20 protein-coding genes and 1 pseudogene are annotated in these 23455 nt (G+C 66.5%); 6 read left to right on the plus strand and 15 right to left on the minus strand.

Annotated elements, in window-relative coordinates; genetic code table 11:
• Positions 1-22: 22 nt before the first annotated feature.
• The gene (locus tag A9J21_RS15740; protein ID WP_066737200.1) at positions 23-1336 is read right to left on the minus strand and encodes an MFS transporter; all 1314 of its coding nucleotides are present in this window, start codon (positions 1334-1336) and stop codon (positions 23-25) included.
• A gap of 357 nt (positions 1337-1693) precedes the next feature.
• The gene (locus tag A9J21_RS15745; RefSeq protein ID WP_066737202.1) at positions 1694-2176 is read right to left on the minus strand and encodes a helix-turn-helix domain-containing protein; all 483 of its coding nucleotides are present in this window, start codon (positions 2174-2176) and stop codon (positions 1694-1696) included.
• 87 nt (positions 2177-2263) lie between these two features.
• Here A9J21_RS15745 and A9J21_RS15750 point away from each other — a divergent pair, with 87 nt between their 5' ends.
• Positions 2264-2887: a GNAT family N-acetyltransferase gene (locus A9J21_RS15750; protein ID WP_066737204.1), complete on the plus strand. Its 624-nt coding sequence runs from the start codon at positions 2264-2266 to the stop codon at positions 2885-2887.
• Positions 2888-2913: 26 nt separating this feature from the next.
• Here the strand turns inward: A9J21_RS15750 and A9J21_RS15755 are convergent, their stop codons facing one another.
• The gene (locus tag A9J21_RS15755; RefSeq protein ID WP_066737205.1) at positions 2914-3780 is read right to left on the minus strand and encodes a DMT family transporter; all 867 of its coding nucleotides are present in this window, start codon (positions 3778-3780) and stop codon (positions 2914-2916) included.
• Positions 3781-3985: 205 nt separating this feature from the next.
• Between A9J21_RS15755 and A9J21_RS15760 the strand changes: the two genes are divergently transcribed.
• Entirely contained in the window at positions 3986-4705 is a 720-nt protein-coding gene (locus A9J21_RS15760; protein WP_066737230.1) for an SDR family oxidoreductase, read from the plus strand.
• 85 nt (positions 4706-4790) lie between these two features.
• Here A9J21_RS15760 and A9J21_RS15765 read toward each other — a convergent pair whose 3' ends face one another.
• The 4 genes from A9J21_RS15765 to acpA all read right to left on the minus strand — a co-directional run bounded on the left by A9J21_RS15765 (position 4791) and on the right by acpA (position 10224).
• Positions 4791-6098: a type II toxin-antitoxin system HipA family toxin gene (locus A9J21_RS15765; RefSeq protein WP_066737206.1), complete on the minus strand. Its 1308-nt coding sequence runs from the start codon at positions 6096-6098 to the stop codon at positions 4791-4793.
• Complete coding sequence (locus tag A9J21_RS15770; protein ID WP_066737209.1) at positions 6095-6388, minus strand: helix-turn-helix transcriptional regulator; 294 nt, start codon at positions 6386-6388, stop codon at positions 6095-6097. The genes A9J21_RS15765 and A9J21_RS15770 overlap by 4 nt, the downstream gene beginning before the upstream one ends.
• Positions 6389-6515: 127 nt before the next feature.
• Positions 6516-7946: an MFS transporter gene (locus A9J21_RS15775; RefSeq protein ID WP_066737211.1), complete on the minus strand. Its 1431-nt coding sequence runs from the start codon at positions 7944-7946 to the stop codon at positions 6516-6518.
• A 154-nt stretch (positions 7947-8100) separates the two neighbouring features.
• A complete protein-coding gene (gene acpA / locus A9J21_RS15780) occupies positions 8101-10224 on the minus strand; it encodes an acid phosphatase (protein ID WP_066737212.1) in 2124 nt (707 codons plus the stop codon).
• Between the two features lie 255 nt (positions 10225-10479).
• Here acpA and A9J21_RS15785 point away from each other — a divergent pair, with 255 nt between their 5' ends.
• Complete coding sequence (locus A9J21_RS15785) at positions 10480-11856, plus strand: cytochrome-c peroxidase (RefSeq protein ID WP_066737213.1); 1377 nt, start codon at positions 10480-10482, stop codon at positions 11854-11856.
• Positions 11857-11901: 45 nt separating this feature from the next.
• On the opposite strand, the gene A9J21_RS15790 is transcribed toward A9J21_RS15785, so the two are convergent.
• From A9J21_RS15790 to A9J21_RS15810, 5 genes are all read right to left on the minus strand, one after another.
• Positions 11902-12126 carry a hypothetical protein gene (locus A9J21_RS15790; RefSeq protein ID WP_066737214.1) on the minus strand — a complete coding sequence of 75 codons (225 nt, stop codon included), beginning with the start codon at positions 12124-12126 and terminating at the stop codon, positions 11902-11904.
• 302 nt (positions 12127-12428) lie between these two features.
• Complete coding sequence (gene ggt / locus A9J21_RS15795; RefSeq protein WP_066737215.1) at positions 12429-14009, minus strand: gamma-glutamyltransferase; 1581 nt, start codon at positions 14007-14009, stop codon at positions 12429-12431.
• Positions 14006-16582 carry an ATP-binding cassette domain-containing protein gene (locus A9J21_RS15800; RefSeq protein WP_066737216.1) on the minus strand — a complete coding sequence of 859 codons (2577 nt, stop codon included), beginning with the start codon at positions 16580-16582 and terminating at the stop codon, positions 14006-14008. The genes ggt and A9J21_RS15800 overlap by 4 nt, the downstream gene beginning before the upstream one ends.
• Positions 16583-16614: 32 nt before the next feature.
• Positions 16615-17493 (minus strand): branched-chain amino acid ABC transporter permease, encoded by an 879-nt coding sequence (locus A9J21_RS15805; protein ID WP_066737232.1) that lies wholly within the window; start codon positions 17491-17493, stop codon positions 16615-16617.
• A gap of 83 nt (positions 17494-17576) precedes the next feature.
• A complete protein-coding gene (locus A9J21_RS15810; protein ID WP_066737218.1) occupies positions 17577-18752 on the minus strand; it encodes an ABC transporter substrate-binding protein in 1176 nt (391 codons plus the stop codon).
• A 236-nt stretch (positions 18753-18988) separates the two neighbouring features.
• On the opposite strand from A9J21_RS15810, the gene A9J21_RS15815 reads away from it, so the two are divergent.
• From A9J21_RS15815 to A9J21_RS15825, 3 genes are read left to right on the plus strand one after another with little or no spacing between them, the layout of a single operon-like run.
• A complete protein-coding gene (locus tag A9J21_RS15815; protein WP_066737220.1) occupies positions 18989-19975 on the plus strand; it encodes a polysaccharide deacetylase family protein in 987 nt (328 codons plus the stop codon).
• A gap of 31 nt (positions 19976-20006) precedes the next feature.
• Positions 20007-20780 carry a GntR family transcriptional regulator gene (locus tag A9J21_RS15820; RefSeq protein ID WP_066737234.1) on the plus strand — a complete coding sequence of 258 codons (774 nt, stop codon included), beginning with the start codon at positions 20007-20009 and terminating at the stop codon, positions 20778-20780.
• Between the two features lie 22 nt (positions 20781-20802).
• Entirely contained in the window at positions 20803-21438 is a 636-nt protein-coding gene (locus tag A9J21_RS15825) for a flavin reductase family protein (protein ID WP_066737222.1), read from the plus strand.
• Here the strand turns inward: A9J21_RS15825 and A9J21_RS15830 are convergent.
• From A9J21_RS15830 to A9J21_RS31015, 3 genes and pseudogenes are all read right to left on the minus strand, one after another.
• On the minus strand, positions 21415-22455 hold the full coding sequence (locus tag A9J21_RS15830) for a branched-chain amino acid ABC transporter permease (RefSeq protein ID WP_066737226.1): 1041 nt from the start codon (positions 22453-22455) through the stop codon (positions 21415-21417). The two genes, A9J21_RS15825 and A9J21_RS15830, sit on opposite strands and share 24 nt — an antisense overlap.
• Positions 22456-23343 (minus strand): branched-chain amino acid ABC transporter permease, encoded by an 888-nt coding sequence (locus A9J21_RS15835; RefSeq protein ID WP_066737228.1) that lies wholly within the window; start codon positions 23341-23343, stop codon positions 22456-22458.
• Positions 23344-23361: 18 nt separating this feature from the next.
• Positions 23362-23455, minus strand: a pseudogene (locus A9J21_RS31015) (ABC transporter ATP-binding protein); the annotation flags it as partial.

Consider the following 23455-nt stretch of genomic DNA (forward strand, 5'->3'; position numbering starts at 1 on the left):
CTTTTGTAGGGGGCGATGTGGTTCAGTTGGCCAGGGCGCTGTCGTACAGGGCCTGTTCCTGCGCCTTGTGCTCGGCGCTGAAGCGCACCGCGATGGCGCACAGCGCGGCCAGCGTGGCGGCCACGCCCAGGTACGTCAGCGTTTGCTGCAGGTCGCCCAGGCCCTTCATCAGGAAGCCCGCCGCCACGGCACCGACGTTGCCGCCCGCGCCAATGATTCCGGCCACGCCGCCCAGCGCCTTGCGGTCGATAAACGGCACCAGCGCGTAGGTGGCGCCGCAGGCCATATGGGTGAACAGGCCGAACATCAGCATGGCGGCCACGGCGGTGACCACGCCCGAGGCATGTGCAAATGCCAGCAGGCCCAGGCCTTCGCCCAGGATGAAGACGAACAGCACGATCGAACGCGCATCGAGGCCGCGGTGGCGGGCCACGCGATCCGATACGTAGCCACCCAGCGCACGGGCGAACAGGGCGAGCAGGCCGAAGCTGGCGGCGGCCATGCCGGCGGCGGACAGCGACAGGCCGAAGTGATCGACGTAGTAGGTGGCGGCCACGTTATGGATAAAGATCTCCACGCCGAAGCAGGCGCCGTACGTGATGAACAGCATCCAGACGCGGTAGTTGGCGCTGGCCGCGCGGAAGCTGGCCCAGCCGCCACCGCCCTTGCCGCCGCTGACGGCGATGCCGCGGGCGCGCAGGTCAGAGAAATTGCCTTCCGGGCAATCCTGCGTGAAGCGCCAGTAGACGACGGCCATGATCAGCATCAGCACGCCCGGCACGATCAGTGCCACGCGCCAGCCCATTGCATGGTCCACACCCAGGAACAGCACGGCGGCCAGCAGCAGCGGCATCACGCCCTGCGCCGCACCGCCGCCCGCGTTGCCCCAGCCGGCAGACGCGGCATTGGCCGTGCCTACCACGTTCGGCGCAAACATCACCGACGTGTGGTACTGCGTGATGACGAAGCTCGCGCCCACCGCGCCAATCAGCAGGCGGAAGAACAGGAAGGTCTCGTAGCTCTGCGCGAACGCCACGCCGATCACCGGAATCGCACCGATCGTCAGCAGGCCGGTGTAGGTCTTGCGCGGGCCAAAGCGGTCGCACATCGGGCCGATCACCAGCCGCACCAGAATGGTCACCGCCACCGCGGCGATATTGATATTGGCAATCTGGCCCGGAGTCAGGCCGAACTCGCCCTTGAGCACCGGCATCAGCGGCGCACAGGCAAACCACGCAAAGAAGCAGACGAAGAACGCCATCCAGGTCAGGTGGAAGGCGCGCATCTGCGGGGTCTTCAGACTTAGCAGATCGATCCGGGTGGCTTTGCCGTTCATTCTTGGGCTCCAAAAACAAATGGCGTCCCGAGAGGCTGGCGCGAAAGGGCCAGTTCTGGGGACGCCGTTGTCCTGACGATTGCTACCTACGGATAGCAACCGTGCTGTGTGGGGTGGGCGGATCGCCGTTGACCGGCCCGCGATCTATATCGCAAGCGGTGTGCCAGCCCCGTCAGGTGGTGATTTGGAGACTTTGAATCCCGCGAGCATACATTTTAGTGATTCATAAGTCACTAATATGCATCATGGTGCGGCGCCAGAGTTGGGCGGCTGCACGGCTATGGTGCGGTGCAATGTGCGGGCGCGGTGCGTGCAGCGTACGTGTGCGCTGCGTGTGCCGGTGGCAGGTGTGCGTGGTCAGTCAGCTTTGTCGGCCTGGGGCAGGAGGGAAATCAGCTGCATGTCGGCCGGGGAGACCAGTTGGTCGGCTTCGTCGATCAAGGCCGAGCGCACTTTGAGGCCGTTGACCCGCGAGCGGATTTCGGCGGGCCCCTGACCGTCAGGCTTCATGTGCGCATCGCCCCATTGCATCAGCCCGACGATGACGGGCAACAGCTCGACGGCGGCACGGGTGGGGCGGTAGGCAAAGCGCTCGCGCTCGCCTGGCTCCTTGTAGCTGACCTTGCGCAAAAGCCCGGCCTCGGTCAGTGTTTTCAGCCGCGCCGATAGCACGGCCGGGGAGCACTGAAGCCGCTCCAGAAAATCATCGAAGCGCTGGATGCCAGAAAACACGTCGCGCAAGATGAGAATTGTCCACTTTTCGCCAATCAGCGACAGCGTGGCCGCGATCGAGCATTGCGCGAAGTCCTCGGCTGAGATCGGCGGCGGTGGCGTATTCATGGTTTGAGCATAGCACTCTAACTTCATTTGAAAAAGTCAGGGTTTCGACTATAGTCCTGCCTACAGAAGATGAAGTCAGGGGTGGCCATGAGTGATGTCGATGCGGCAGGTGACAACAAGGCGGGTTCGAGAATCCCCGATGAGAGCTGGATGGCGCGCGGCGGCCGGCAGGTGACGGTGCGTGCCGTGCGCCCCGCTGATCGTGACGGTTTGCGTACGTTTGTCGATGGCCTGTCGCGCGAAAGCCGCTACTACAGGTTCCTGACCGGGGGCAGGGTGGCTGACGAGATCGTCCAGGGCTTTGTCACCCATCATCCGCAGCGCGACGTAGCGGTGGTGGTGACTGTGCGCGCCGAGGATGGCGCCGAGTCGATCGTCGCCAACGCCGAATATGTGGTCAACGCCGAAAACGTGGCGGAGCTGGCCGTGGTGGTGGCCGACGACTGGCAAGGGCAAGGATTGGGCCGCCGGCTGATCCAGCGGTTGCAGCAGATTGCACGGACCAGTCAGCTGCAGGGCATGCGTGGCGACGTCCTGAGCGAGAACCGGCGCATGCTGGCAATCATGCGCGACTGTGGCTTTGCCGCGCGCCGCAACCCTGAGGACAGTTTTCTGCACGAAGTCAGCCTGTCGCTGGCCGGGGCCCACGATCGCGCCCCGCGGCCGCAGCGGGAGCATTGGCTGCCGCGCGACTGGTTCGCCGGCAACTAGCCCGCATCCGGCAATCGGAAAGGTCGTCAGCGCTTGCCGCGCGACGTCGCCGTACAGCCAATCGACGCCGTGATGATGGCGGCAATCGCCACCCACTGGATCGCCGAGAGCTGCTCGTGCAGGAATGCCAGCCCGGCCAGCGCACCCATGGCGGGCTCCAGGCTCAGCAAGATGCCAAACGTCCGGCGGGGCAACCGCTTCAGCGCCACCATCTCCAGCGAGTAGGGAATCGCGCTCGACAGCAATCCAACAGCCAGGCCGGAAAGCAGCAGTCCGGGGCTGAACATCTCCGCGCCGGCATGGGCCACGCCAAACGGCAGCGCAACCAGCGCGGCCATGGTCATGCCCAGCGAAGTTGCCTGGCCGCCATGCGCATTGCCAGCCATCTGGCCGAACACGATATAGAGTGCCCAGCCAACGCCGGCCGCCAGCGCATAGCCGATACCCACCGGATCGAGATGGGTTGCCGCCTCGCCCAGCGGCAGAAGCAGGACAAGACCGGCAACGGCACAGGCGATCCAGAGAAAGTCGATGGCGCGGCGCGAGGACAGCACTGCCACCGTCAGCGGGCCCGTGAATTCGATGGCGATGGCCAGGCCCAGCGGGATGGTGCGCAGCGACATGTAGAACAGCAGATTCGTCGCACCCAGCGCCGCGCCGTACAGGGCAATGGCGCGGGCATGCGCGCCCGACAGCGCAAAGCGCCATGGCCGCCAGACCGTGATCAGGATCAATGCCGAAAAACCGACGCGCAGCGCAACCGTACCTTGCGCGCCAACGGCGCTGAACAGGCTCTTGGCAAACGACGTCCCGATGCAAAGCGACGCCATGGAGCCGATCAGGGCCAGCACGGCCAGCAGGGTCTCGCTCTGCTTGATGCGGGTGAGGGGCACTTCCTTGTCCTGGTGCGGTAAGCCCGGCTACGGGCGGTGCGGCATCTTGCCCGAACATCGACCGGGCGGCCATACACAGATGCCGGTGTCGTGCGCTGTACAGTTGGGCACACCGGTCCGGCGCCGGGGCACACGCCCGGGTGCATGCTGGCGGAGTCCCGGCCAAGGCACTATGGTGGAAGGACCGTTTTTGCCGGAGTTCACCATGGAAGCCAAGGCACCGCGTCGTCATGTCGTCATTACCGGAGCCGCCGGCGCGCTGGGCCGTGCCGTGGCAAGCCGGTTCGCCGGGGAAGGCGCAAGGCTGGCGCTGATCGACCACAATCTGCAACATCTGCAGAGCGTGTTTGCGCATCCCGAGCCCGACCACGGCGGTACGCTGCTGCATGCGGCAGACGTGACGTCGGATACGGCAATGGCACCCGTGGCCGCAGCCATTCTCGACGCGTTTGGCACGGTCGATGTCCTGGTCCACGTGGCCGGTGGCTTCGAGATGGGCGAGCCCACCCACACCTTGAGCCGCGAATCCTGGCTGCGCATGATGGACCTGAACGCGTGGTCGTTCGTGGCCGTGACCGGCCACTTCATTCCGGCCATGATGTTCCAGCGCAGCGGCAAGGTCGTGGCCGTCTCGGCGCGCGGTGCCGCCAACGGTGTGGCCGCGATGGGCGCCTATACCGCTTCCAAGAGCGCGTTGCAGCGCCTGGTGGAAAGCCTGTCGCACGAAGTCAGGGGTTCGGGCATCAACGTCAACAGCATTGCCCCAAGCATTCTCGACACTCCCGCCAACCGTCAGGCGATGCCATCGGCCGATCCGGCGCGGTGGGTATCCACCGGTGCCGCCGCCCGGGCGGTGGCATTCCTGGCGTCGGACGGGGCCGAGGCCATGCATGGACAGCATCTGGTGCTGGACGGGCTGAGTTGACCATCCGCCCCGCTTCATGGCGCCAGCCTCATGCAGATGGCACGGGCGGCCTTGCGGTATCGAACAAGGATATGCGTGCGCCCGGCTATCGCCTGCGCAGCTGCGCCAGCGGCAGGGTGCTCAGCCGTTCGAGAACCACGGCTTTCATCGCGGCCGGTGTCGGCAGCGAATCGAGCAGCGCAGGCCAGCGGTCCTGCGCCATCGTCACGGCGTCCTTCACCGCGGCCACGACGATGCGCTCGGCAATCCGCGCGTTGCGCGCGAAATCCCGGTACGTATCCAGCGTCTGCTTGCGTTGCAGCAGGTCGATGGCGACGTTCTGTCCGAATGCCTGGAAGCCCGGTAGCGCGGCCACGCTGACGATGTCATAGGCCGGAGACAGTTCCGGCATCGTGCCGTTGCGATAGAGGAACGAGGAATTCTTGAGGTGGGCGTCACTGTTGCCCAGCAGGGTATTGACGGCTTGCCGCATGAAGAACTGCCGGACGTCCTCGATGCCGCGCACGCTCAGCCGGTCCAGCAGCCGGACAATGGCTACGTAGGCGTCGTTGCCGGCGTACTTGCGTGCCGGCATGCGCGTCAGGATCTGGCAGCCGTCCTCGGCATGCACCCGGCCTCCGGGTTCGCGGTCGAAACGGTCCACCGCCAGGAAGTGCAGGTCCGCGCCAAGCGCATCGGCCAGGCCGGGGACGTCGATGGCCGCCAGCGGCTGCGGTCGGCACACCGCCACTGCGACGCCGGCTGCCTGGGCCAGCTGCATCGACACATATTCGTTAAATATCTGGCTGTCGTCGTTGCGCGACGGCAGCTTGGCGATCAGGTCCGAGAGGCGGCCATGGGTGGGCATGGTGTACCGTTTGCCGGCGTGCGCGGTGGACAGCGCCAGCTTGTTCTGCACGCCCGACACCGACGCAGCGCCCTCCGTCGCGCCTTCCACGACCGCGATCTCCAGATTGTCCGCGCCACCCGTCACCCCGATGGTGCGGGCGTGGTCGGGCAACGTATCGAGATCGGCGGGGCGTACGGTCAAGGCGCCGGGCAGGTCTTCGCCGGCGGCGGCCAGTATGCCAAAGTCGTCGCGGTCATCCGGGTGATGGCGCGTGGCCTCCAGCCGCTTGCGCAGTTCGCCCTCGGGCAGCAGCCCGGCGAAATAAGGGGGCAGTTCGCCACCGACGTTATAGACCGCAGGATGGAACGGATTCGACAGGATGGTGCCGGTCAGCGGCTCGTTGCCGGGAATGGTCAACGAGAGGCTCAGCGTCGGCCGGCCAGGATCCCCGCGAAAATGCTCGCCTGGCACGAAGCGCGTGGTGCGCCCGGCTTCGCAGAGGTAGCCGCACAGCACGCCGTGCAGGTGTACCGACAGATAGCGGGGCCGCAGGTCGTCGCTCATGCCTCGTCCCCGAGCAGCAGATCCACTGAGGTCGGCGCCGCCCGGTCTGGCCCGGTTGCCTTGCCCGCCAGCGTTTGCCGGACTTCCGCCAAATGCTCCTTCGGCACCAGCACCCATTCGGCATCCAGTGCGGCGGCAATGGCGACAAGTGTCGAGGCGCGCACATCCTGCTTGCCGCTCAGGGCGACAGACAGGTTGGAGCTAGCCATGCCGATGGTCCGTCCAATATCGGCCAAGGAGAAACCACGGAGTTTTCGAAGCGAACGTAGCTGCAGGTGCAGAGCGGACATGATGGCGCCGGGATCGGAAGGTTCTATCGATTATCATAGTGTACGGAAATAAAGTATGAAATAACATACTAAAAATTCTAATAGTATGTTATGGCATAAGGGGCGATCAAAAAGGAAAAAGCCTTCGTCAATCGCGCTCCGCTCCCAGCGGGGGCGCGATATCTTCCAGGGCGCGCCTTTCCGCATCCACGCCAAAACGCAGCGCCATCAGGCCGGCCACGATCACCAGGGCCGCGCCGATGCCGTAGCCAATGGCAACCGCCCCCCGGCTGCCCGTTTCGATCAGCATGCCGAACAGCACGGGCGCGACAAAGCCGCCCGTGCCGGTGCCCACGGCGTAGAACACCGAGATAGCCAGGGCGCGCATTTCCAGCGGAAACACCTCGCTGGCGGTCAGGTAGGCCGAGCTTGCCGCCGCCGACGCCAGGAAGAACACGGCCGACCAGCACAGCGCCTGGGCGCGCGCATCGAGCCAGCCTTCCATGAAGGCCCAGCCGGTGGCCGCCAGTCCGATGCCCGACAGCACATAGGTCACGGCGATCATCCTGCGCCGCCCGATCCGGTCGAACAGCGGGCCCAGTACCAGCGGGCCCAGCGCGTTGCCAAGGGCAAACGGAAAGATATACAGCGCCACGCGTTCCTCGGGCACGCCCTGGAACCTGGTCAATACCAGCGAATAGGTGAAGAAGATGGCGTTGTAGAAGAACGCCTGCGCCACCATCAACGCGAACGTGACCACGCTGCGAGTACGGTAGCGGCGCAGCAGCAGGCGCAGGATCTCGCGCAACGCCGGCACGGGCCTGCCCGCATAAGCCACCGTGGCGGCGGCGTCCACCGCACGAAGCGGTCCATGCCGCCGTGCCACCTCCGACTCGATGCTGGCGATCACGCGCGCGGCTTCGTCGTGACGGCCGTGCGTCGTCAGCCATCGGGGGCTTTCCGGCACATGCCGGCGGATCAGGACGATCGCCACGGCAAGCAGCGCGCCCAGCGCAAAGCAGACGCGCCAGCCCCAGACCGGACCGAACACGCGCGGATCCAGCAGCACCAGGCTCAGGCCGGCGCCCAGCGCCGCGCCCAGCCAGAAGCTGCCGTTGATCGCCAGGTTCACACGCCCGCGCACGCGCGCGGGAATCAGTTCGTCGATAGCCGAATTGATGGCCGCATATTCGCCGCCGATGCCCAGTCCGGTCAGGAACCGGCAGACCGCGAAGAACGCGAAATTGGGAGAGAACGCCGTGGCAAGCGTGGCCGCCATATAGACCGCCAGCGTCGCCAGGAACAGCTTCTTGCGGCCCAGCCGGTCGGCCAGGCGCCCGAACAGCAGGGCGCCGATGACCGCCCCGGATATATAGATGGAGCCGGACCAGCCCACCTGCGTGGCATCGAGCCCCAGGGTGTCCGGCCGCTCCAGCACGGCGCCGACCGACCCCACGAGGGTGACTTCCAGCCCGTCGAGCACCCAGGCGATGCCCAGCGCGATGGCAACGCGCCAGTGCCAGGCGGACCACGGCAGGCGGTCGAGCCGGGCGGGGATATCGGAATGCCAGGCGGCGATGGCGGGCTCCTTGGCGCTGGGGTGGCACTTCCACGACTATAGCCACTCCGGCGTTGCCTGCCTGTCGGCGATCCGCCGACGCCGGCACCGCCCCGCCACGAAAAAAGGGCGGCCCCTTGCGAGGGCCGCCCCTGTACGTCGGCGGATGCCTGTCTTACTGCGCCGGGAAGGTCAGCGCGTTGGTCAGGTCGCCCATGGCGGGCTTGCCGTTGGCTACCAGCGAGTCGTCACGCAGCTTCAGGCCCGGCAGCGTCGGCAGGGCAAAGCGGCGCGTGATGAAGCGCAGGATCGATGCCGTGTCGTACTGCGTATGGTCCACGGTGCCCTTCTTTGCGAATGGCGACACGATGATCGCCGGGATACGCGTGCCCGGACCCCAGCGGTCGGCGGTCGGAACCGGCGCGTGGTCGTAGAAGCCGCCGTTTTCGTCGTACGTCACCACGATCAGCATGTTCTTGTACTGCGGGCTGTTCTGCAGTTGCTGGATCACGTTGACGATGTGGGCGTCGCCGTCGGCCACGTTGGCATAGCCGGCGTGCTGGTTCAGGTTGCCCTGCGGCTTGTAGAACGTCACGGCCGGCAGCTTGCCTGCGGCGGCATCCGCCAGGAACTGGCTGTCGAAGTCCTTCAGGTGGGCCGTGCGGTAGTCGGCATGGTCAACCGGGCTGAACGCCGCGAAGAAGTTGAACGGCTGGTGGTGGGCCTGGAAGTTCGGCGTCGTGTTGTTGTAGATCTTGGTGCGATCTGCCGACACGGTCTTCCATGCGCCTGCGTACCAGGCCCAGTCCACGCCGCGCTTGTCGAGGTAGGTGGCGATGGTGTCCTGGGTTTGCGGCGGCAGCGTGCTGGCAGCGTTGGGGTCGGCCAGCAGCTTGGAGGTATCGGTCGAGGCCGGCGCGTTGCCGCTCGGCTGGTAGGCCGGCTGCATCGTGTTCACGGCGTAGAACATGCCGGTGGCCGGGTCCTTCGGCGTGATGGCGCCATCCTTCACGTACGAGGCCGTGGCATTCAGGATGCTCGTGGAGCTGGTGCCCGTCAGTGCCAGGCTCTTGCCGTCGGCGGCCACGGCGGCGATCGAGCCCGATGCCACGGACGTGTCGGCGTTCGGGTACGTCGGCACGCACGCGCAGACCAGGTACTGGTGGTTCAGGAACGAGCCCCCGAACGCACCCATGAAGAAGTTGTCGGCCAGCACGAAGTCCTTGGCCATCTTCCACATCGCCATGCTGCTGCCATCGTAGTAGCCCATGGTGATGCCGCCGGCGTCGGAGAATGCTGCGAACTTGTCGTTCTTGCCGCCGTTGATCTGCATCTGGTTCTGGTAGAACTTGTGCACCAGGTCGCGCGTGACCACGCTCTGGTTCACCACCACGCCGGTGCCGTTGACACCTGACGGATCATCGATGCGGAACGGCTTGTTGGCCCAGCCAACGGTTTGCGATGCGTCCAGCGTCACGGTCTGGCCCGCGGCGGTGAAGCCGCCCCAGGTCGGCGGCAGCGACGCCAGCGTGGCGTTGTCGAAATCCTTCTGCGGGGTCACGGTGCCCACGGCGCTGGGGTTCACACCCGGAATGCCGTTGGCGCCCGGGAACAGGCCGTACAGGTTGTCGAAGCCGCGGTTTTCGGCGTAGATCACCACCACGGTCTTGATGTTGTTCATCGCCACGCGCTGGGCCACGCCATTCTTGATGGCCGTGGCGATATCGCCGCCGGCTGCCACGGCGTTGGCGATCAGTTCGATGGCCTGTTCGATCTCGCCCTGCAGTGCGGCCTTGATCTTGCTGTCCGTTTCCTTGTTGTGGTCTTCCAGCAGCTTGTCTGCGGCCACGCCCAGGCGATCTGCCAGCTGGGAGCGCGCGGCGTCGAGGTTGCCGCCGTTGCTGTCCATGAGCACGGCCAGTTCGGTGGAGATGGCGCTGACCACGCCATTGGCGCTGGCCGGCGCGCGGAACACCAGCTTGCGCGTCACGGCGGCGTGCGCGCCGGCATCGTCGTTACGGAAGGCGTCCGTACCGATCTCGGCCACCACCGGGCCCTGGCCGCTTACCGTGAAGGCGCCCTTGGCGTCGGTAAAGACCGAAGCTTCGCTGCTGTCGCAGGCGCCGTTGTTGTTGGCGTCGATACAAACCTTGGCGTGCTCGAAGTAGCTGCCGGTGACGACGCCTGACGTAGTGGCGGCGGGGGTCGCGCTGCTGCTGCCGGAATCGCTGCCGCCACAGGCGGACAGGCATGCGGCGGCCAATGCGGCCAGGGGCCACAGACGTGTAGTACGGCTCATGGTTTTCCTCTTTCTTATATGTGGGAAGACTGCAGTGCTGCAATGAAACTTGTAGGGTGCTTCCGGGTGCGCCGCGAGTGTGACCCGGGCATGTGTCAGATTGATGATGATGCGGATGGGAACCGGGTACATCCCGCCCGGTGCCGCGCGGCCCGTGCGTCGACGTTTCGTTTTCGTGAATCGTCATGTGGATGTCATGAAGCCGGAATAGCCTCTTGCGCCATTCCATCGTCATCCTGTTGCCATCATTTCGTCATGAGCTTGCCGCCGCTGTTGTGGAACGCCGCGTTCCCGTCGCTCTTTGCCTGGTTGCGCGTGGCGGGCAGTCTGCTGATCATCCTGCTGGCCAGCGTGATGACGGGCTGCGGCAAGCAGGACGCCGCGCCCGTGGCAGCGCCGGCCGCCCCGGCCGCGCAGGCGGCAGTGGCCAGTGCACCGAAGGCCGCTGGCCCGAAACCGTTCTACGCGATGATGGCCGAGCGCCATCCCGATATCGCGCAGCTCAGGGCGCTGGGCAAGGCGCTGTTCTTCGAGCCGGCCATGTCGGCATCGGGCAAGCAGTCGTGCGCCACCTGCCATAGCCCGGCGCATGCGTACGGGCCGCCGAACAACCTGTCGGTGCAGCTTGGCGGCGCAGACATGACGCGCACCGGCGTGCGCGCCGCGCCGTCGCTGCGCTACGTGCAGAACGTGCCGGCCTACACCGACCACTACCATGAGAACGACGGCAACGACGCCGAGGACCAGGGCCCGACCGGCGGCCACAACTGGGATGGCCGCGCGGGCTCCGCGCACGACCAGGCCCGCATCCCGCTGCTGTCCGCGCACGAGATGGCAAATGGCGAGCCACGAGTGGTGGTCGAGCGGATCCGCAAGGGGCCGTACGCCGAGACGTTCCGGAAGGTGCTGGGCCAGGATGTGCTGGACGATGAAGACACCGCCTTCAACGCCGTGCTGATGGCGCTGGAAGTGTTCCAGCAGACGGCGTCGGAGTTCTATCCCTATACCAGCAAGTACGATGCAGTGCTGCGCGGGCAGGCCACGCTGAGCCCGCAGGAGACGCGTGGCCTGCGCGTGTTCAACGATCCGGCCAAGGGCAATTGCGCCGCGTGCCACCCGGGCGATGTCCGCGAAGGCGCCTTCCCGGCGTTTTCCGACTTCGGCTTTATTGCCGTGGGCGTGCCGCGCAACCGCAAGCTGTCCGGCAATGCCGATCCGGCCTTCTTCGACATGGGGCTGTGTGGCCCCGATCGCACCGACCTGAAGGACCGCGCCGACTACTGCGGCCTGTTCCGTACCCCGTCATTGCGCAACGTGGCACTGCGCCACGCGTTCTTTCACAACGGCATCTTCCATTCGCTGGACGAGGTGCTGCACTTCTACGCCGAGCGCGATGTGAAGCCGCAGAAGTGGTATCCGCGCGGCGCGGACGGCAAGGTGCAGAAGTTCGACGACCTGCCGGCGCGATACCACGAGAACATCAACATGGAAGCGCCGTTCGGCGGCAAGCCGGGCGACAAGCCGTTGATGACCGAGGCCGAGATGCGCGATGTGATCGCGTTCCTGAAGACGCTGACCGATGGCTATCAGGCACCGGCCGCAGCCATGAAGACGGCGGCCGTCACCCGGTAGTCACGCGGCAACTGCAGGCGGACAGAAAAGGATGAGACAAGCCGCCTAGTTCAGGCGGCCCACCGCGGCCAGCATCGATCGGCCATGCGCGGTGATTTGCGGGCAGGGACGTTTGCCCTGTTCGGATTCCAGGATCACCAGTTGCCGGGTGATCAGTGCATCGAGATCGACGGGGTCGATTTCGCGTGCGGGGATGGTAGACGTATCGTCGCGGGTATGTGGACCGTTGCCGATCAACATCAGCGTGGCAAGTTCATGTGGGCTCAGCACGGTGTTCTCCTTGGCGAGAGGGGAGCGGTTGCTGGGGGACATGGGGGACGCAGGGCCGCTGGGAGCGGTGCGTTCCTCCGACGGGATTGTGGACCATCGCGCCGGCGCTTGCACGCTGCATCGCATCGTGACGGCTAGTCGACAGTTACTGCATTGGACGGGCATCCGCTGCACGGGTTCCTGTTCGATACAAAACCGCTACAGACCGCAGGGCTTTCATGCGCGCGTCACGCAGGGCGTTGCCGTTTTTCTCCCGGATACCCAGATGATGCCTGACGTTTCCGATACCGTGGCTATGCCCCTCACACCCCCATGGCGATGCCGTCGCTGCGTGGATCGTGCGCGCCCGCGCAAGATCCGTCGTCGTACAACGCGATGGCGCCCGGGTGACCCGCAAGCGGGCTCTGCGCGTCGATCACGCTGACTTCGTGACCGCGGGTCGACAGCGTGGCAATCACATCGTCGCCTGCATCGGCCTCGATCTTGAGGCTGTCGCGCGTATCGGAGAACGTACGGCCCAGCAGGAAGCGCGGCCGGGACAGCGCCTGCATCGGATCCATCCCATAGTCGATCAGCCGTGTCAGCACGGCGGCCAGCGTCTGTGGCTGCCCGTCGGCGCCCTGCGTGCCATACGTCAGCCGTGGCTTGCCATCGCGCAGGTACATGCCCGGATTCAGCGTATGGAAAGGGCGCTTGCCCGGTTGAATCGCGTTGTGATGCGTGGGATCGGTGCTGAACGCGGCGCCACGGTTATGCCACAGGATGCCGGTGTCGCCCGCCACCACGCCGCTGCCCCAGTCGAAATACACGGTCTGGAGCACGCTGGCGCAGCGGCCCTCGCTGTCCACGGCCGACAGGAAGACCGTGTCGCCGTGCTGATAGACATGGGGCCACGGCATCGCGTGACGCATATCGATATGTGCGGCCAGCGCGGACAGCCGCGCCGGGGACAGCATTGCATCGACCGGCACGGTGGCGAATTCGGGATCTGCCACATGCCGGTTGCGTTCGATGAACGCCTGTTTCACAGCTTCCACGAGCAGGTGGTAATAGTCCGCGCTGCCCTCCGGGATGCTGGCTACGTCGAAGCGTTCCAGGATGCCCATGATCTGCAGCGTGGTCACACCCTGCGTGGGCGGCGCCAGGCTCAGCAGTTCGCCCCCGCGGTACGGCACACGCAGCGGTGCTTCGTCGCGCGCCGCCGTGCGGGCCAGGTCCTGCAGCCGGAGTGGCGATCCGGCGGCACGCAGCCCCGCGACGATGCGCTCGGCCAGCTCGCCTTCGTAGAATTCGCGCGAACCGAAGTTCGCTATGCGATCAAGACTGCGGGCCAGCGCGGGCTGCCGCAGGCGGTCGCCTTGCCGGGGCAGCCGTCCATCGGGCATGAAGACCGCGGCAAAACCGTGCCAGTCCGACACTTCTCCCTGGCGAAATGTCTGCCAGAAGCGCTGCGACGGCGTGACCTCGAAGCCTTCCTGCGCCAGCGCGATGGCGCGCTGGAACAACTGGCTCCACGCCTGCCGGCCGCCCCACTGGTCGCGGCTGATGGCGAAGGCGCGGTCCCAGGTGTCCACGGTGGCGGCAGACGTAATGGCCGAGGCCGCGCCGCGCGTGGGAATGGCGTTGCCGTAGTCGGGCAGCGTGGCGGCGGCCTGGCCGATGCCGGAAAGCGCACGCACGTTGCCCGACTGGTCGCCGAGGATCCAGAAGGCATCGCCACCCAGCCCCGTGAAATGCGGATAGGTGACGGAGAGCGTGGCACCGATGGCGATGGCGGCTTCGATGGCATTGCCGCCGGCGCGCAGGATTTCCAGGCCGGCCTCGCTCGCGAGCGCATGCGGGCTGGTCACCATCCCGGCGCGTGAAGTGGCAAGGGGCTTCATGCGTGCTGCCCGCCCAGGTAGGCCTGTACCAGCGCCGGGTCCTTCGCCAGCGTCTCGGCATCGCCGCTGGCGACCACGCGGCCTTCTTCCAGCACATAGGCGCGGTCGGCCAGTGACAGGGCCAGCGCGGCCATCTGGTCCACCAGCAGGATCGTGATCGAAGCCTCGCGCAGCGCGTCCAGCGATGCGAACAATTCCTCGATGACCTTGGGCGCCAGTCCCAGCGACGGTTCGTCGAGCAGCAGCACGGACGGGTTCGACATCAGTCCGCGCGCCACGGCCAGCATCTGCTGTTCGCCGCCGGACATCAGGCCGGCACGCTGGTGCTGCCGCTCGCGCAGGCGGGGCCAGCGCGCGAACATGGCCTCGATGCGGCGGGTGGTTTCCGCGCGCGAGAGGCGGCCCGACGGGAAGGCGCCCAGCCGCAGGTTGTCGAGCACGGACAGTTCCGGAAATACCTGCCGGCCCTCCGGTACCAGTACCACGCCCATTTCGGCAATCTTCGCCGCGTCGAGCCGGGCGAGGTCGGTGCCGTCGAACGTGATGCCGCCCTGCACCGGGCGATGCAGCCCCGACAACGCGCGCATCAACGTGGACTTGCCCGCGCCATTGGCGCCCAGCAACGCCACCATCTCGCCCTCGCGGACCTGCAGGTCCACGTCGTGCAGCACCGGTGCTGCGCCATACCCAGCGCGCAGCGCGCTGACGCCGAGCACTTCGGGGGGCATGGCATCGTCCGGCTGGCGGCTGCGCTGCCGCACCGGGGCGCCCGATGCCTCGCCCAGATAGGCGCGCCGTACGGCAGGATCGGCGCGCACGGCGTCGGGCGTGCCGGCGGACAGGTGCTGGCCTGCATCGATCACGACGATGCTGTCGGATACGTCCATCACCAGCGACATGTCGTGCTCGACCAGGCCGACCGCGATGCCGCTGTCGGCAATCCGGCGCAGCAGGCGGCCCAGCGTGGCCTTGTCTTCGCGCGACAGCCCCGCAGCCGGTTCATCCAGCAGCAGCACGGCCGGCCGTGTCGCCAGCGCCCGGGCAATTTCCACCAGGCGGCGGTCCACGTGGGCCAGGTCGGCGGCGCTGGCGTCGGGGTTGCCGGTATAGCCGCAGGCGGCCAGCAATGCGCGGGCCTCGTCGCGCACGGCCGGGGCCGTGAAGCCGGCGATGCCCAGCAGCGTGCCAAGCTTGCCGCGCGTGAGTGCAATGGCCACGTTGTCGGTCGCGCTCATGCCTGTAAACAGCTGCGTGGTCTGGTAGGTGCGCGAGATGCCATGGCGCGCACTGTGGCAGGCGCCGCGTGCGGGCAGGGCGTCGGCGCCGAGTCGCCGCCCGCCGGATCGTGGCCGGTAGTAACCGGACAGCATGTTGAGCACGGTCGATTTGCCCGCGCCGTTCGGGCCGATCAGGCTGGTCACCTGGCCCGGCGGCAGTTCGAACGACAGGTCGTCGACCGCGCGCACGCCACCGAATACCATCGACAGGCCCAGTGCCGACAGCCCCCGGCGCTGGGCGGCGTCACGCTGCGGCAGCATGGCGCCGGCCGCGGCGTCGTGGTCTGCAGGTCTGGCAGGATGCAGGCGGCGGAACGCCGACGTCACCACGCCGACCATGCCGCTGGGCGCTACCCACAGCACCACCAGCAGCAGCACGCCAAAGCAGAGCAGACGCAGGTTTTCCAGGCTCGAAAGGATTTCCGGCAGCAGCCCGACCACGATTGCGCCCGCGACCGGCCCGGCCACCGTGCCGGCACCGCCGATCATCACCACAAGGACGAACAGGATCGACTGCAGGAACGAGAACATGCCCGGCGTGACCATGCCTTGCAGCGGGGCGAACAGGCCGCCGGCCAGCCCAGCCAATGCGGCCGAAAATGCAAAGCCCACGGTCTTGACGACCAGCGGGTTGACGCCGATCGACGCCGCTGCGGTTTCGCTGTCGCGCACCGCGCGCATGGCGGCACCCCAGCTGCCGCGCGCAATGCGCGCATAGGCGGCCAGCGCAAGACCCAGCACGGCGATGGCGATCAGCGCCAGCGCACGCTCGCCGCCATCCACGCCGGGCAGCGACGGTTGCGCGATGCCCATCAGGCCGTTCTGGCCGCCGGTCAGGCCACGCCATTCCACGGCGCCATGCTCGACGATGAAGCCGAAGGCGATGGTCACCATGGCCAGCCCCGGGCCTTTGACGCGCAGCGCGGGCAGGGCCAGCAAGGCGCCCAGCACGGCGGCCACCAGTGCGCCGACCGGCCACGCTGCCCAGAAGCTCCAGCCGGCCTGGCCGGTCAGGATCGCCACCGTATAGGCGCCAATCGCGTAGAAGCCAACGTGGCCGAACGACACCTGGCCGGTCAGCCCGAGCAGCAGGTTCAGGCCCACGCCGCAGATGGCAAGCAGTGCCACGCCTGCAATCACGAAGACGAAGTAGCCGTTCAGCGTCAGGGTCAGGCCTGCCGCCGCGACCAGCGCCGCGCACAAGGCGGCGATCTGCAACGGCGTGCCCAGGCCCAGCCATGGCGCGGCGGGGCGTGCCGGGGTGGCCGGCGGTGCGGTGGATACCGTGGATGTCATGGTCTTGCTCGTACCTGGACTCATACCTGGGCTCATACCTTGCGTACCTCCGCACGTCCGAACAGGCCATCGGGCCGCAGCGCCAGCAGCGCAATGACCAGCGCAAAGGTGATGATCTGCGTGTAGCTGGAACCCAGCGATGCGGTCACCAGCGCCTCGGCGACGCCGAAGATCAGGCCGGCCACCATGACGCCCCAGGCGCTGGACAGACCGCCAAGAATGGCGACCGCGAATGCCTTGAGGCCGAAGACGGTGCCCATGTCGGCCTGTACGTTGAACAGCGGGGCAATCAGTACCCCCGCAATGCCGGCCAGCAGCGTCGACAGCGCAAATGCGCCGGCAATGGTGCGGCGGATCGGAATGCCCATCAGGCGCGCGGCGTCGCGGTTCTGCACCACGGCGAGCATCGCCACGCCCCAGCGCGACTTGCGCAGCACCACATGCAGCATGGCGGCCAGCACCAGCCCCACCACCGGAATCACCAGTTGCAGCGGATACACGCCCACCCCCGAGCTGCCAAGCTGTACCGACTGGGTTGCCAGCGGAGAAGGCAGGCTGCGCGGCTCGGTGCCGAACCAGAGCATCACCACGTTATCGAGCACGATGCCCAGCGCCACGGTTGCCATCAGCCAGGCGTTCGAGCCCCGGCTGGCGAACGGGCGCACGGCCAGGAATTCCACGGCCAGGCCATACAGCGCGCACAGGGCCAGTGCTAGCACGATTGCCAGCGGCATCGGCCAGCCCAGCGTCTGCGCGAACGTGTACGTGAGCACGGCGCCCAGCATCATCGAACTGCCCTGCGCGAAATTGACCGTGGCAGAGACTGCGTAGGTGATGTGAAACCCCAGCGCCATCAGCCCGTACATGCTGCCCAGGCCAAGCCCGCTGATGAGGGCGGATATCCATAACATGGTGATGTCCTTCTTTTTGTGTTTTTCTCCCTCTCCACGCATGGCGGGAGAGGGGAGACCAGCAATCGGCCAGCAAGAAGCGCTTACTGCTTCACCGGCACGATGCGGTTGTCGATGAACTGGGCCCAGACATAGTCGTTCTCGGTCAGCGCGTCGTGCTGCTGGGGCGAGAACGGCTTCACATAGGTCTTGATCAGGCCCTCGTAGCGGTCGATCTTGTAGAAGCCTTCGCGCACCGCGTCGCCCTTGGTGCTGCCGGCCTTGGCGATCGCCAGCGCAGCCAGCTGCGTGGCGTCGTAGGCGTTCGCCACGCCCACGGCCGGGGTGATGTCGTCCGGGCCCTTCACGTCGCTGTACTTCGCCTTCAGATCGTTGACCACGCGCGTGCTGACCGGCGAAGGGCTGCCGAAGAAGCTATAGGTCTGCACGAAGTGAACGTTCTTCGCGTTCGGTCCGGCCAGTTCCGTGAAGCGGCCACCTGCGGGGCCCCAGTGCGAGACCACCGGCACCTTCCAGCCCATGCGGTCGAGCGACTTCACCACCTGCGCCGACGGGCCGACGTTGCCCACCATCAGCAGCACATCGGCGCCGGCGGCCTTCAGGCGACCGAGCTGGGGCACCACGTCCACGTCGTTGGCCTCGAACTTCTCGACGCCCACAGGCTTGCCACCCTTGGCCGCCATTGCCGCCACGATGCCTTTCTCGTTGGATTCGCCCCATGGGTTGTTCACCAGGATCAGGCCCGGCCTGGTGGCGTTGAATGCCTTCTGCGCGTACTGCAGCATCGCCTTGTCCACCACCTCGTCCACCGCCGAGACGCGGAAGGCGAAGTTCGGATTCCCGCCGTTGTGCGTGATCGGCGTGCCGGCGGCCCACGGGCCCATGAACGGCACCTTTTCCTGGTTGGCGATCGGCACGATGGCCATCGACACGGGCGTGTCCAGCCCGCCGAACAGTACGGCCACCTTCTCCTTGTAGATCAGCTCGCGCGCGGCCAGCACGCCCTTGGCCGGATTGCCTTCGTCGTCGCGGCGCACCAGTTCGAGCTTGCGGCCGCCCAGCAGGCCGCCCTTCGCATTGATCTCGTCGATGGCAATGGTCATGCCGCGTGTCAACGATTCGCCAGCGCGGGCCGACTGGCCCGACAGCGCCGTGATCAGGCCGATCTTGATGGTGTCGGCGGCATGCGCAGGCAGGGCGGTCATGACGCAGGCGGCCGCGGCGGCAGCGATCAGTGCACGGCGTTGGGGACGAAACATGGCGGATCTCCGGAAGGGTTGGTGTCGGCGCGGTGTCTCGCAAGAGCCGTGCCATCACGTTGACGAATCACCCGGAAACTCCCGGACATACGGTGTTTCCATACGTTGACGATCTGGCCCGCAAATTGCGAACGATTACGCGATACCTATGCATACGATCGGAAACGGGGCATGACGCACGAAGGCGGTGCCGGTTCCGGCGATGGATGCACCAACCAGAAGAAAGGTACTCGTTCATGACCTTCAATCCGAGTCCGCTGGCGGCAGCGCAGGCCGCGGCGGCCCCGTCGTTCGGGCCGTTGCGCCATCACGGCCGCTTTCCGTACCGGCCGATCACTGACGCCGACGGCTTCCGCTGGCCCAATGGCGCGCGCCTGGCCGTCTATCTCGGCTTCAATATCGAGCACTTTGCGTTTGGCGAGGGGCTGGGCGCGAACCTGGGCCCGGTGTCGCCGCAGCCCGACGTGCTGAACTACAGCTGGCGCGAATATGGCAACCGGGTAGGGGTGTGGCGCTGCCTGGAACTGTTCGACCAGCTCGATTTGCCCACCGGTGTGATCCTGAACACGGCGATCTACGATCACTGCCCGGAGGTGCTCGATGCCTGCCTGGCGCGGGGCGACGAACTGATCGGCCATGGTCATACGAATGCGCACCGGCAGAGCGAGTTCGACGAAGCCGGCGAGCGCGCGCTGCTGCTGCACTGCCGCGACCGCATCCACGCACACAGCGGCCGGGCTCCGGGCGGCTGGCTGTCGCCGTGGATCTCGGAGACGATGGTCACGCCCGACCTGCTGGCCGAAGCCGGCTATCGCTACACGCTGAACTGGGCCCACGACGACCGGCCGATCCGCATGCAGACCCGTGATGGCGGCGCGCTCTGGTCGATCCCGTACCCGCAGGAACTCAACGATATCCCGATGATCATCGCGCGCCAGCTCGATGGCGCGGCGTTCGCCGACATGATCATCGACCAGTTCGACGAAATGCTGCTGCAGGCCAACCACCCGCAGCATCCGCAACCGCTGGTGATGGGCATTGCGCTGCATCCGTACCTGGTGGGGCAGCCGTACCGGCTGCGGCACCTGCGGCGCGCGCTGGCGCATATTGCCGCGCGGCGGTCTCACGGCGAGGTGTGGTTCACCACGCCCGGCGCGATCTGCGATGCGATGGACACGCAGGTGCCGATGGCACCGGATATCGCCACCGCCGCCGCGCGCTAACATCATGGGCATTGTTTCCCTGACCGACGCCATGTCAACCAAAGCTGCAAGGAAAACCGCCGCCACGGTGGCGGAGCCGCCCCTGCCGGACGCCCCGGAAGCACCGGAAGCACCGGAAGCATCCGACGAGCGGCAGGACGCCGACACCCGCATCTACCAGGCGATCTTCGACGGCGTGCTGAACCATCGCCTGACGCCCGGGACCAAACTGCCCGAGCCCGAGCTATGTACGCTGTTCGGCGTAGGCCGGGCCGTGGTGCGGCGCGTGCTGGAAAAGCTCGCGCACGACGGCATCGTGGCGCTGCGTCCGAACAAGGGTGCGGTGATTGCCGAGCCGACGCCCGAGGAAACCAGCCAGATCTTCGAGGCGCGCCGCGCCATGGAGCGCGTGCTGGTGGAGCTGGCGGTGGAGCGCGTCACCGAGGCCGACCTGCGCGAACTGCGCCGGCAGCTGGCCGACGAGCACGACGCGATGCACCGCTTCGACCAGCCATCGTGGGCGCGGCTGGCGAGTGGCTTCCACCTGCGGATTGCGGCACTGGCGCGCAATCCGGTGCTGCAACGCTACCTGACCGAACTGGTGTCGCGCTGCTCGCTGATCGTGGGCCTCTACGAGCCGCCGGGGCATGCGCCGTGCGAGCACGACGAGCACGCCGCCATCGTCGCCTGCATCGAGGCGCGCGACGCCACGGGCGCCGTGACGCTGATGGAAGCACACCTGCGCGAACTGGAGCAGCGCATCGAGACGTCGCGCATGCAGGGCGAGAAGAGCCTGGCGCAGATGCTGGGCCTGCCGCAGCGCTAAACCCGAATACCCAAGGAACACGATGGAAATCGATTTCAGCGCGATCACCGAGTATCAGCGCTACAAGCTCATGGCCAGCCTGATCGTGCCGCGCCCGATCGCGCTGGTCACCACGCTGGGCCTCGACGGCACCGCCAATGCCGCGCCGTTCTCGATGTTCAACATGCTGGGCGAGGAGCCGCCGATCGTGATGATCAGCGTGAACCGCCTGGGCGACGGATCGCTGAAGGATACGGCGGCCAATATCGTGCGAACGCAGGAATTTGTCGTGCACCTGAGCGACGAGGCGATGGCCGAGAAGATGCACCGTTGCGGCGAGCGCCTGCCGCCAGACATGAGCGAACTGGCCCACGTGGGCCTGACTGCCGCCCCGTGCACGGAGGTGGCACCGCCGCGCATTGCCGAGGCACCGGTGGCGTTCGAATGCCGGCTCTGGGAAACGCTGGAAACGGAAAGCCGCCAGATCTTTATTGGCCGCGTGCTGCGGCTGCATGCGCGCGACGGCCTGATCGACACCGAGCGCTGGCGCGTGCGGCTGCAGGACTACTTCCCCGTGGGCCGCTTTGGCGCCAGCTTCTACGTGACCACGCGCGACCGCTTCTCGCTGGAGAAGGATGCCGGCGTGGTCACCGCGTCAACCGCGATCGACGAGATGTGAGCCCAGCGGCGCGGCCGGCTTGCGCCGCGCCTTCCACTGATCGGCCAGGCCGATTATCTCGCCGACGATGCCGCGCCGGAACGTCAGCACGCAGATCACGAAGATCACGCCCGTGACCATCGTCACCGATTCGCCCAGCGTGTTGAACCAGTCGATGCCGGTGATGCGGGCCAGGAACGTGCCCAGGTCGCCGAGCTTGTTTTCGAGCGCGATCACCACGAACGCGCCGGCGATGGGGCCGGCCAGCGTGCCCAGGCCGCCCACCAGCGTCATCAGGATCACGGCGCCCGACATCGACCAGTGCACATCGGTCAGCGTCTCGAAGCCCAGTACGAGTGCCTTCAGCGATCCGGCCAGACCGGCCAGCGCGGCCGACAGCACGAAGGCCACGAGCTTGAAGCGGTCCACGTCATAGCCCAGCGATACTGCGCGCGGCTCGTTCTCCTTGATTGCCTTCAGGATCTGCCCGAACGGCGAATGGATCGTGCGGACGATCAGCGCGAATGCGGCCACCACGATCACCAGCACCACGTAGTAGAGCGTCAGGTCGCTGTCCAGCGGCAGCAGGCCCAGCAGCTTGCCGCGCGGGATGCCCTGGATGCCGTCCTCGCCGCCCGTAAATGGCGCCTGCAGGCAGAAGAAGTACAGCATCTGCGCCAGCGCGAGCGTGATCATCGAGAAGTAGATGCCCTGGCGGCGAATCGCCAGGGCGCCCATGACCAGTCCGGTCAACGCCGCGAATGCGGTGCCCAGCAGCAGGCCCAGCTCCGGCGTCAGGCCCCACTCCTTCATGGCGTGGCCAGCCACGTAGCCGGCACCGCCGAAGAACGCGGCGTGGCCGAACGACAGCAGCCCGGTGTAGCCGATCAGCAGGTTGAAGGCACACGCAAACAGGGCGAAGCAGAGCACCTTGAGCACGAATACCGGATAGGCGCCCAGCATCGGCGCCAGCAGGGCGGCGAGCAGCAGCGCGCCGTAGACCGCGACCTGGCCGCGGCGATTGGAGTCTTGCAACATTTACTTTTCCTTCCCGAACAGGCCGGCGGGGCGCAGCATCAGCACGATCACCATGATGAAGAACACCACGGTCGACGATGCCTGCGGATAGAACACCTTGGTCAGGCCTTCAATGACGCCAAGCGCCAGGCCGGTGACGATCGATCCCATGATCGATCCCATGCCGCCAATGACCACCACGGCGAACACGACGATGATCAGGTTCTGGCCCATCAGCGGCGATACCTGGATGACCGGTGCGGCCAGCACCCCCGCAAACGCGGCCAGCGCCACGCCAAATCCATAGGTCAGCGTCACCATCAGTGGCACGTTGACCCCGAAGGCCTCGACGATCTTCGGGTTTTCGGTGCCGGCGCGCAGGTAGGCGCCGAGTTTGGTCTTCTCGATCGTGAACCACGTGGCCAGGCAGACCACGACGGACGCCACGACCACCCAGGCGCGATAGTTCGGCAGCACCATGAAGCCCAGGTCCGTGGCGCCCTGCAGCGCATCGGGCGGCGAGTAGGGCAGGCCGGAGACACCGTAGGCCGATCGCATCACGCCTTCGATCACCAGCGTGATGCCCAGCGTCAGCAGCAGGCCGTAGATGTGATCGAGCTTGTAGATCCAGCGCAGCATCGACTTCTCGATCACCACGCCGATCACGGCCACCGCCAGAGGCGACAGCAACAGCATGACCCAGTAGTTCAGGCCGGCGTACTCCATGCCCGCCCAGGCCAGCACGGCCCCGAGCATGAACAGCGCGCCGTGCGCGAAGTTGATCACGTTCAGCAGGCCAAAGATCACGGCCAGGCCCAGGCTCAGCATCGCGTAGAACGCGCCGTTGACCAGCCCCAGCAGCAGCTGGGACAGCAGCGCCGGCAGGGGGATTCCAATATCGAAATTCATGAAACGTAGGGTCCCTTGTTATACGCCAAGCAGTTCGTTCAGCACCGGCATCTTGGCCTGCAGCTCGCTGGCGGCAAAGCGCTCGACGATGGCGCCGTGCTCCATCACGTAG

The organism is Cupriavidus sp. D384 (assembly GCF_001652915.1).
GTDB lineage: Bacteria > Pseudomonadota > Gammaproteobacteria > Burkholderiales > Burkholderiaceae > Cupriavidus.

What these genes read in the sequence shown, in the direction of transcription:
- A9J21_RS15740 (WP_066737200.1), bottom strand. Translation starts at nt 1,336, where the DNA reads ATGAACGGCAAAGCCACCCGGATCGATCTGCTAAGTCTGAAGACCCCG.
- A9J21_RS15745 (WP_066737202.1), bottom strand. Translation starts at nt 2,176, where the DNA reads ATGAATACGCCACCGCCGCCGATCTCAGCCGAGGACTTCGCGCAATGC.
- A9J21_RS15750 (WP_066737204.1), top strand. Translation starts at nt 2,264, where the DNA reads ATGAGTGATGTCGATGCGGCAGGTGACAACAAGGCGGGTTCGAGAATC.
- A9J21_RS15760 (WP_066737230.1), top strand. Translation starts at nt 3,986, where the DNA reads ATGGAAGCCAAGGCACCGCGTCGTCATGTCGTCATTACCGGAGCCGCC.
- A9J21_RS15765 (WP_066737206.1), bottom strand. Translation starts at nt 6,098, where the DNA reads ATGAGCGACGACCTGCGGCCCCGCTATCTGTCGGTACACCTGCACGGC.
- A9J21_RS15770 (WP_066737209.1), bottom strand. Translation starts at nt 6,388, where the DNA reads ATGTCCGCTCTGCACCTGCAGCTACGTTCGCTTCGAAAACTCCGTGGT.
- acpA (WP_066737212.1), bottom strand. Translation starts at nt 10,224, where the DNA reads ATGAGCCGTACTACACGTCTGTGGCCCCTGGCCGCATTGGCCGCCGCA.
- A9J21_RS15785 (WP_066737213.1), top strand. Translation starts at nt 10,480, where the DNA reads ATGAGCTTGCCGCCGCTGTTGTGGAACGCCGCGTTCCCGTCGCTCTTT.
- ggt (WP_066737215.1), bottom strand. Translation starts at nt 14,009, where the DNA reads ATGAAGCCCCTTGCCACTTCACGCGCCGGGATGGTGACCAGCCCGCAT.
- A9J21_RS15800 (WP_066737216.1), bottom strand. Translation starts at nt 16,582, where the DNA reads ATGACATCCACGGTATCCACCGCACCGCCGGCCACCCCGGCACGCCCC.
- A9J21_RS15805 (WP_066737232.1), bottom strand. Translation starts at nt 17,493, where the DNA reads ATGTTATGGATATCCGCCCTCATCAGCGGGCTTGGCCTGGGCAGCATG.
- A9J21_RS15810 (WP_066737218.1), bottom strand. Translation starts at nt 18,752, where the DNA reads ATGTTTCGTCCCCAACGCCGTGCACTGATCGCTGCCGCCGCGGCCGCC.
- A9J21_RS15815 (WP_066737220.1), top strand. Translation starts at nt 18,989, where the DNA reads ATGACCTTCAATCCGAGTCCGCTGGCGGCAGCGCAGGCCGCGGCGGCC.
- A9J21_RS15820 (WP_066737234.1), top strand. Translation starts at nt 20,007, where the DNA reads ATGTCAACCAAAGCTGCAAGGAAAACCGCCGCCACGGTGGCGGAGCCG.
- A9J21_RS15825 (WP_066737222.1), top strand. Translation starts at nt 20,803, where the DNA reads ATGGAAATCGATTTCAGCGCGATCACCGAGTATCAGCGCTACAAGCTC.
- A9J21_RS15830 (WP_066737226.1), bottom strand. Translation starts at nt 22,455, where the DNA reads ATGTTGCAAGACTCCAATCGCCGCGGCCAGGTCGCGGTCTACGGCGCG.
- A9J21_RS15835 (WP_066737228.1), bottom strand. Translation starts at nt 23,343, where the DNA reads ATGAATTTCGATATTGGAATCCCCCTGCCGGCGCTGCTGTCCCAGCTG.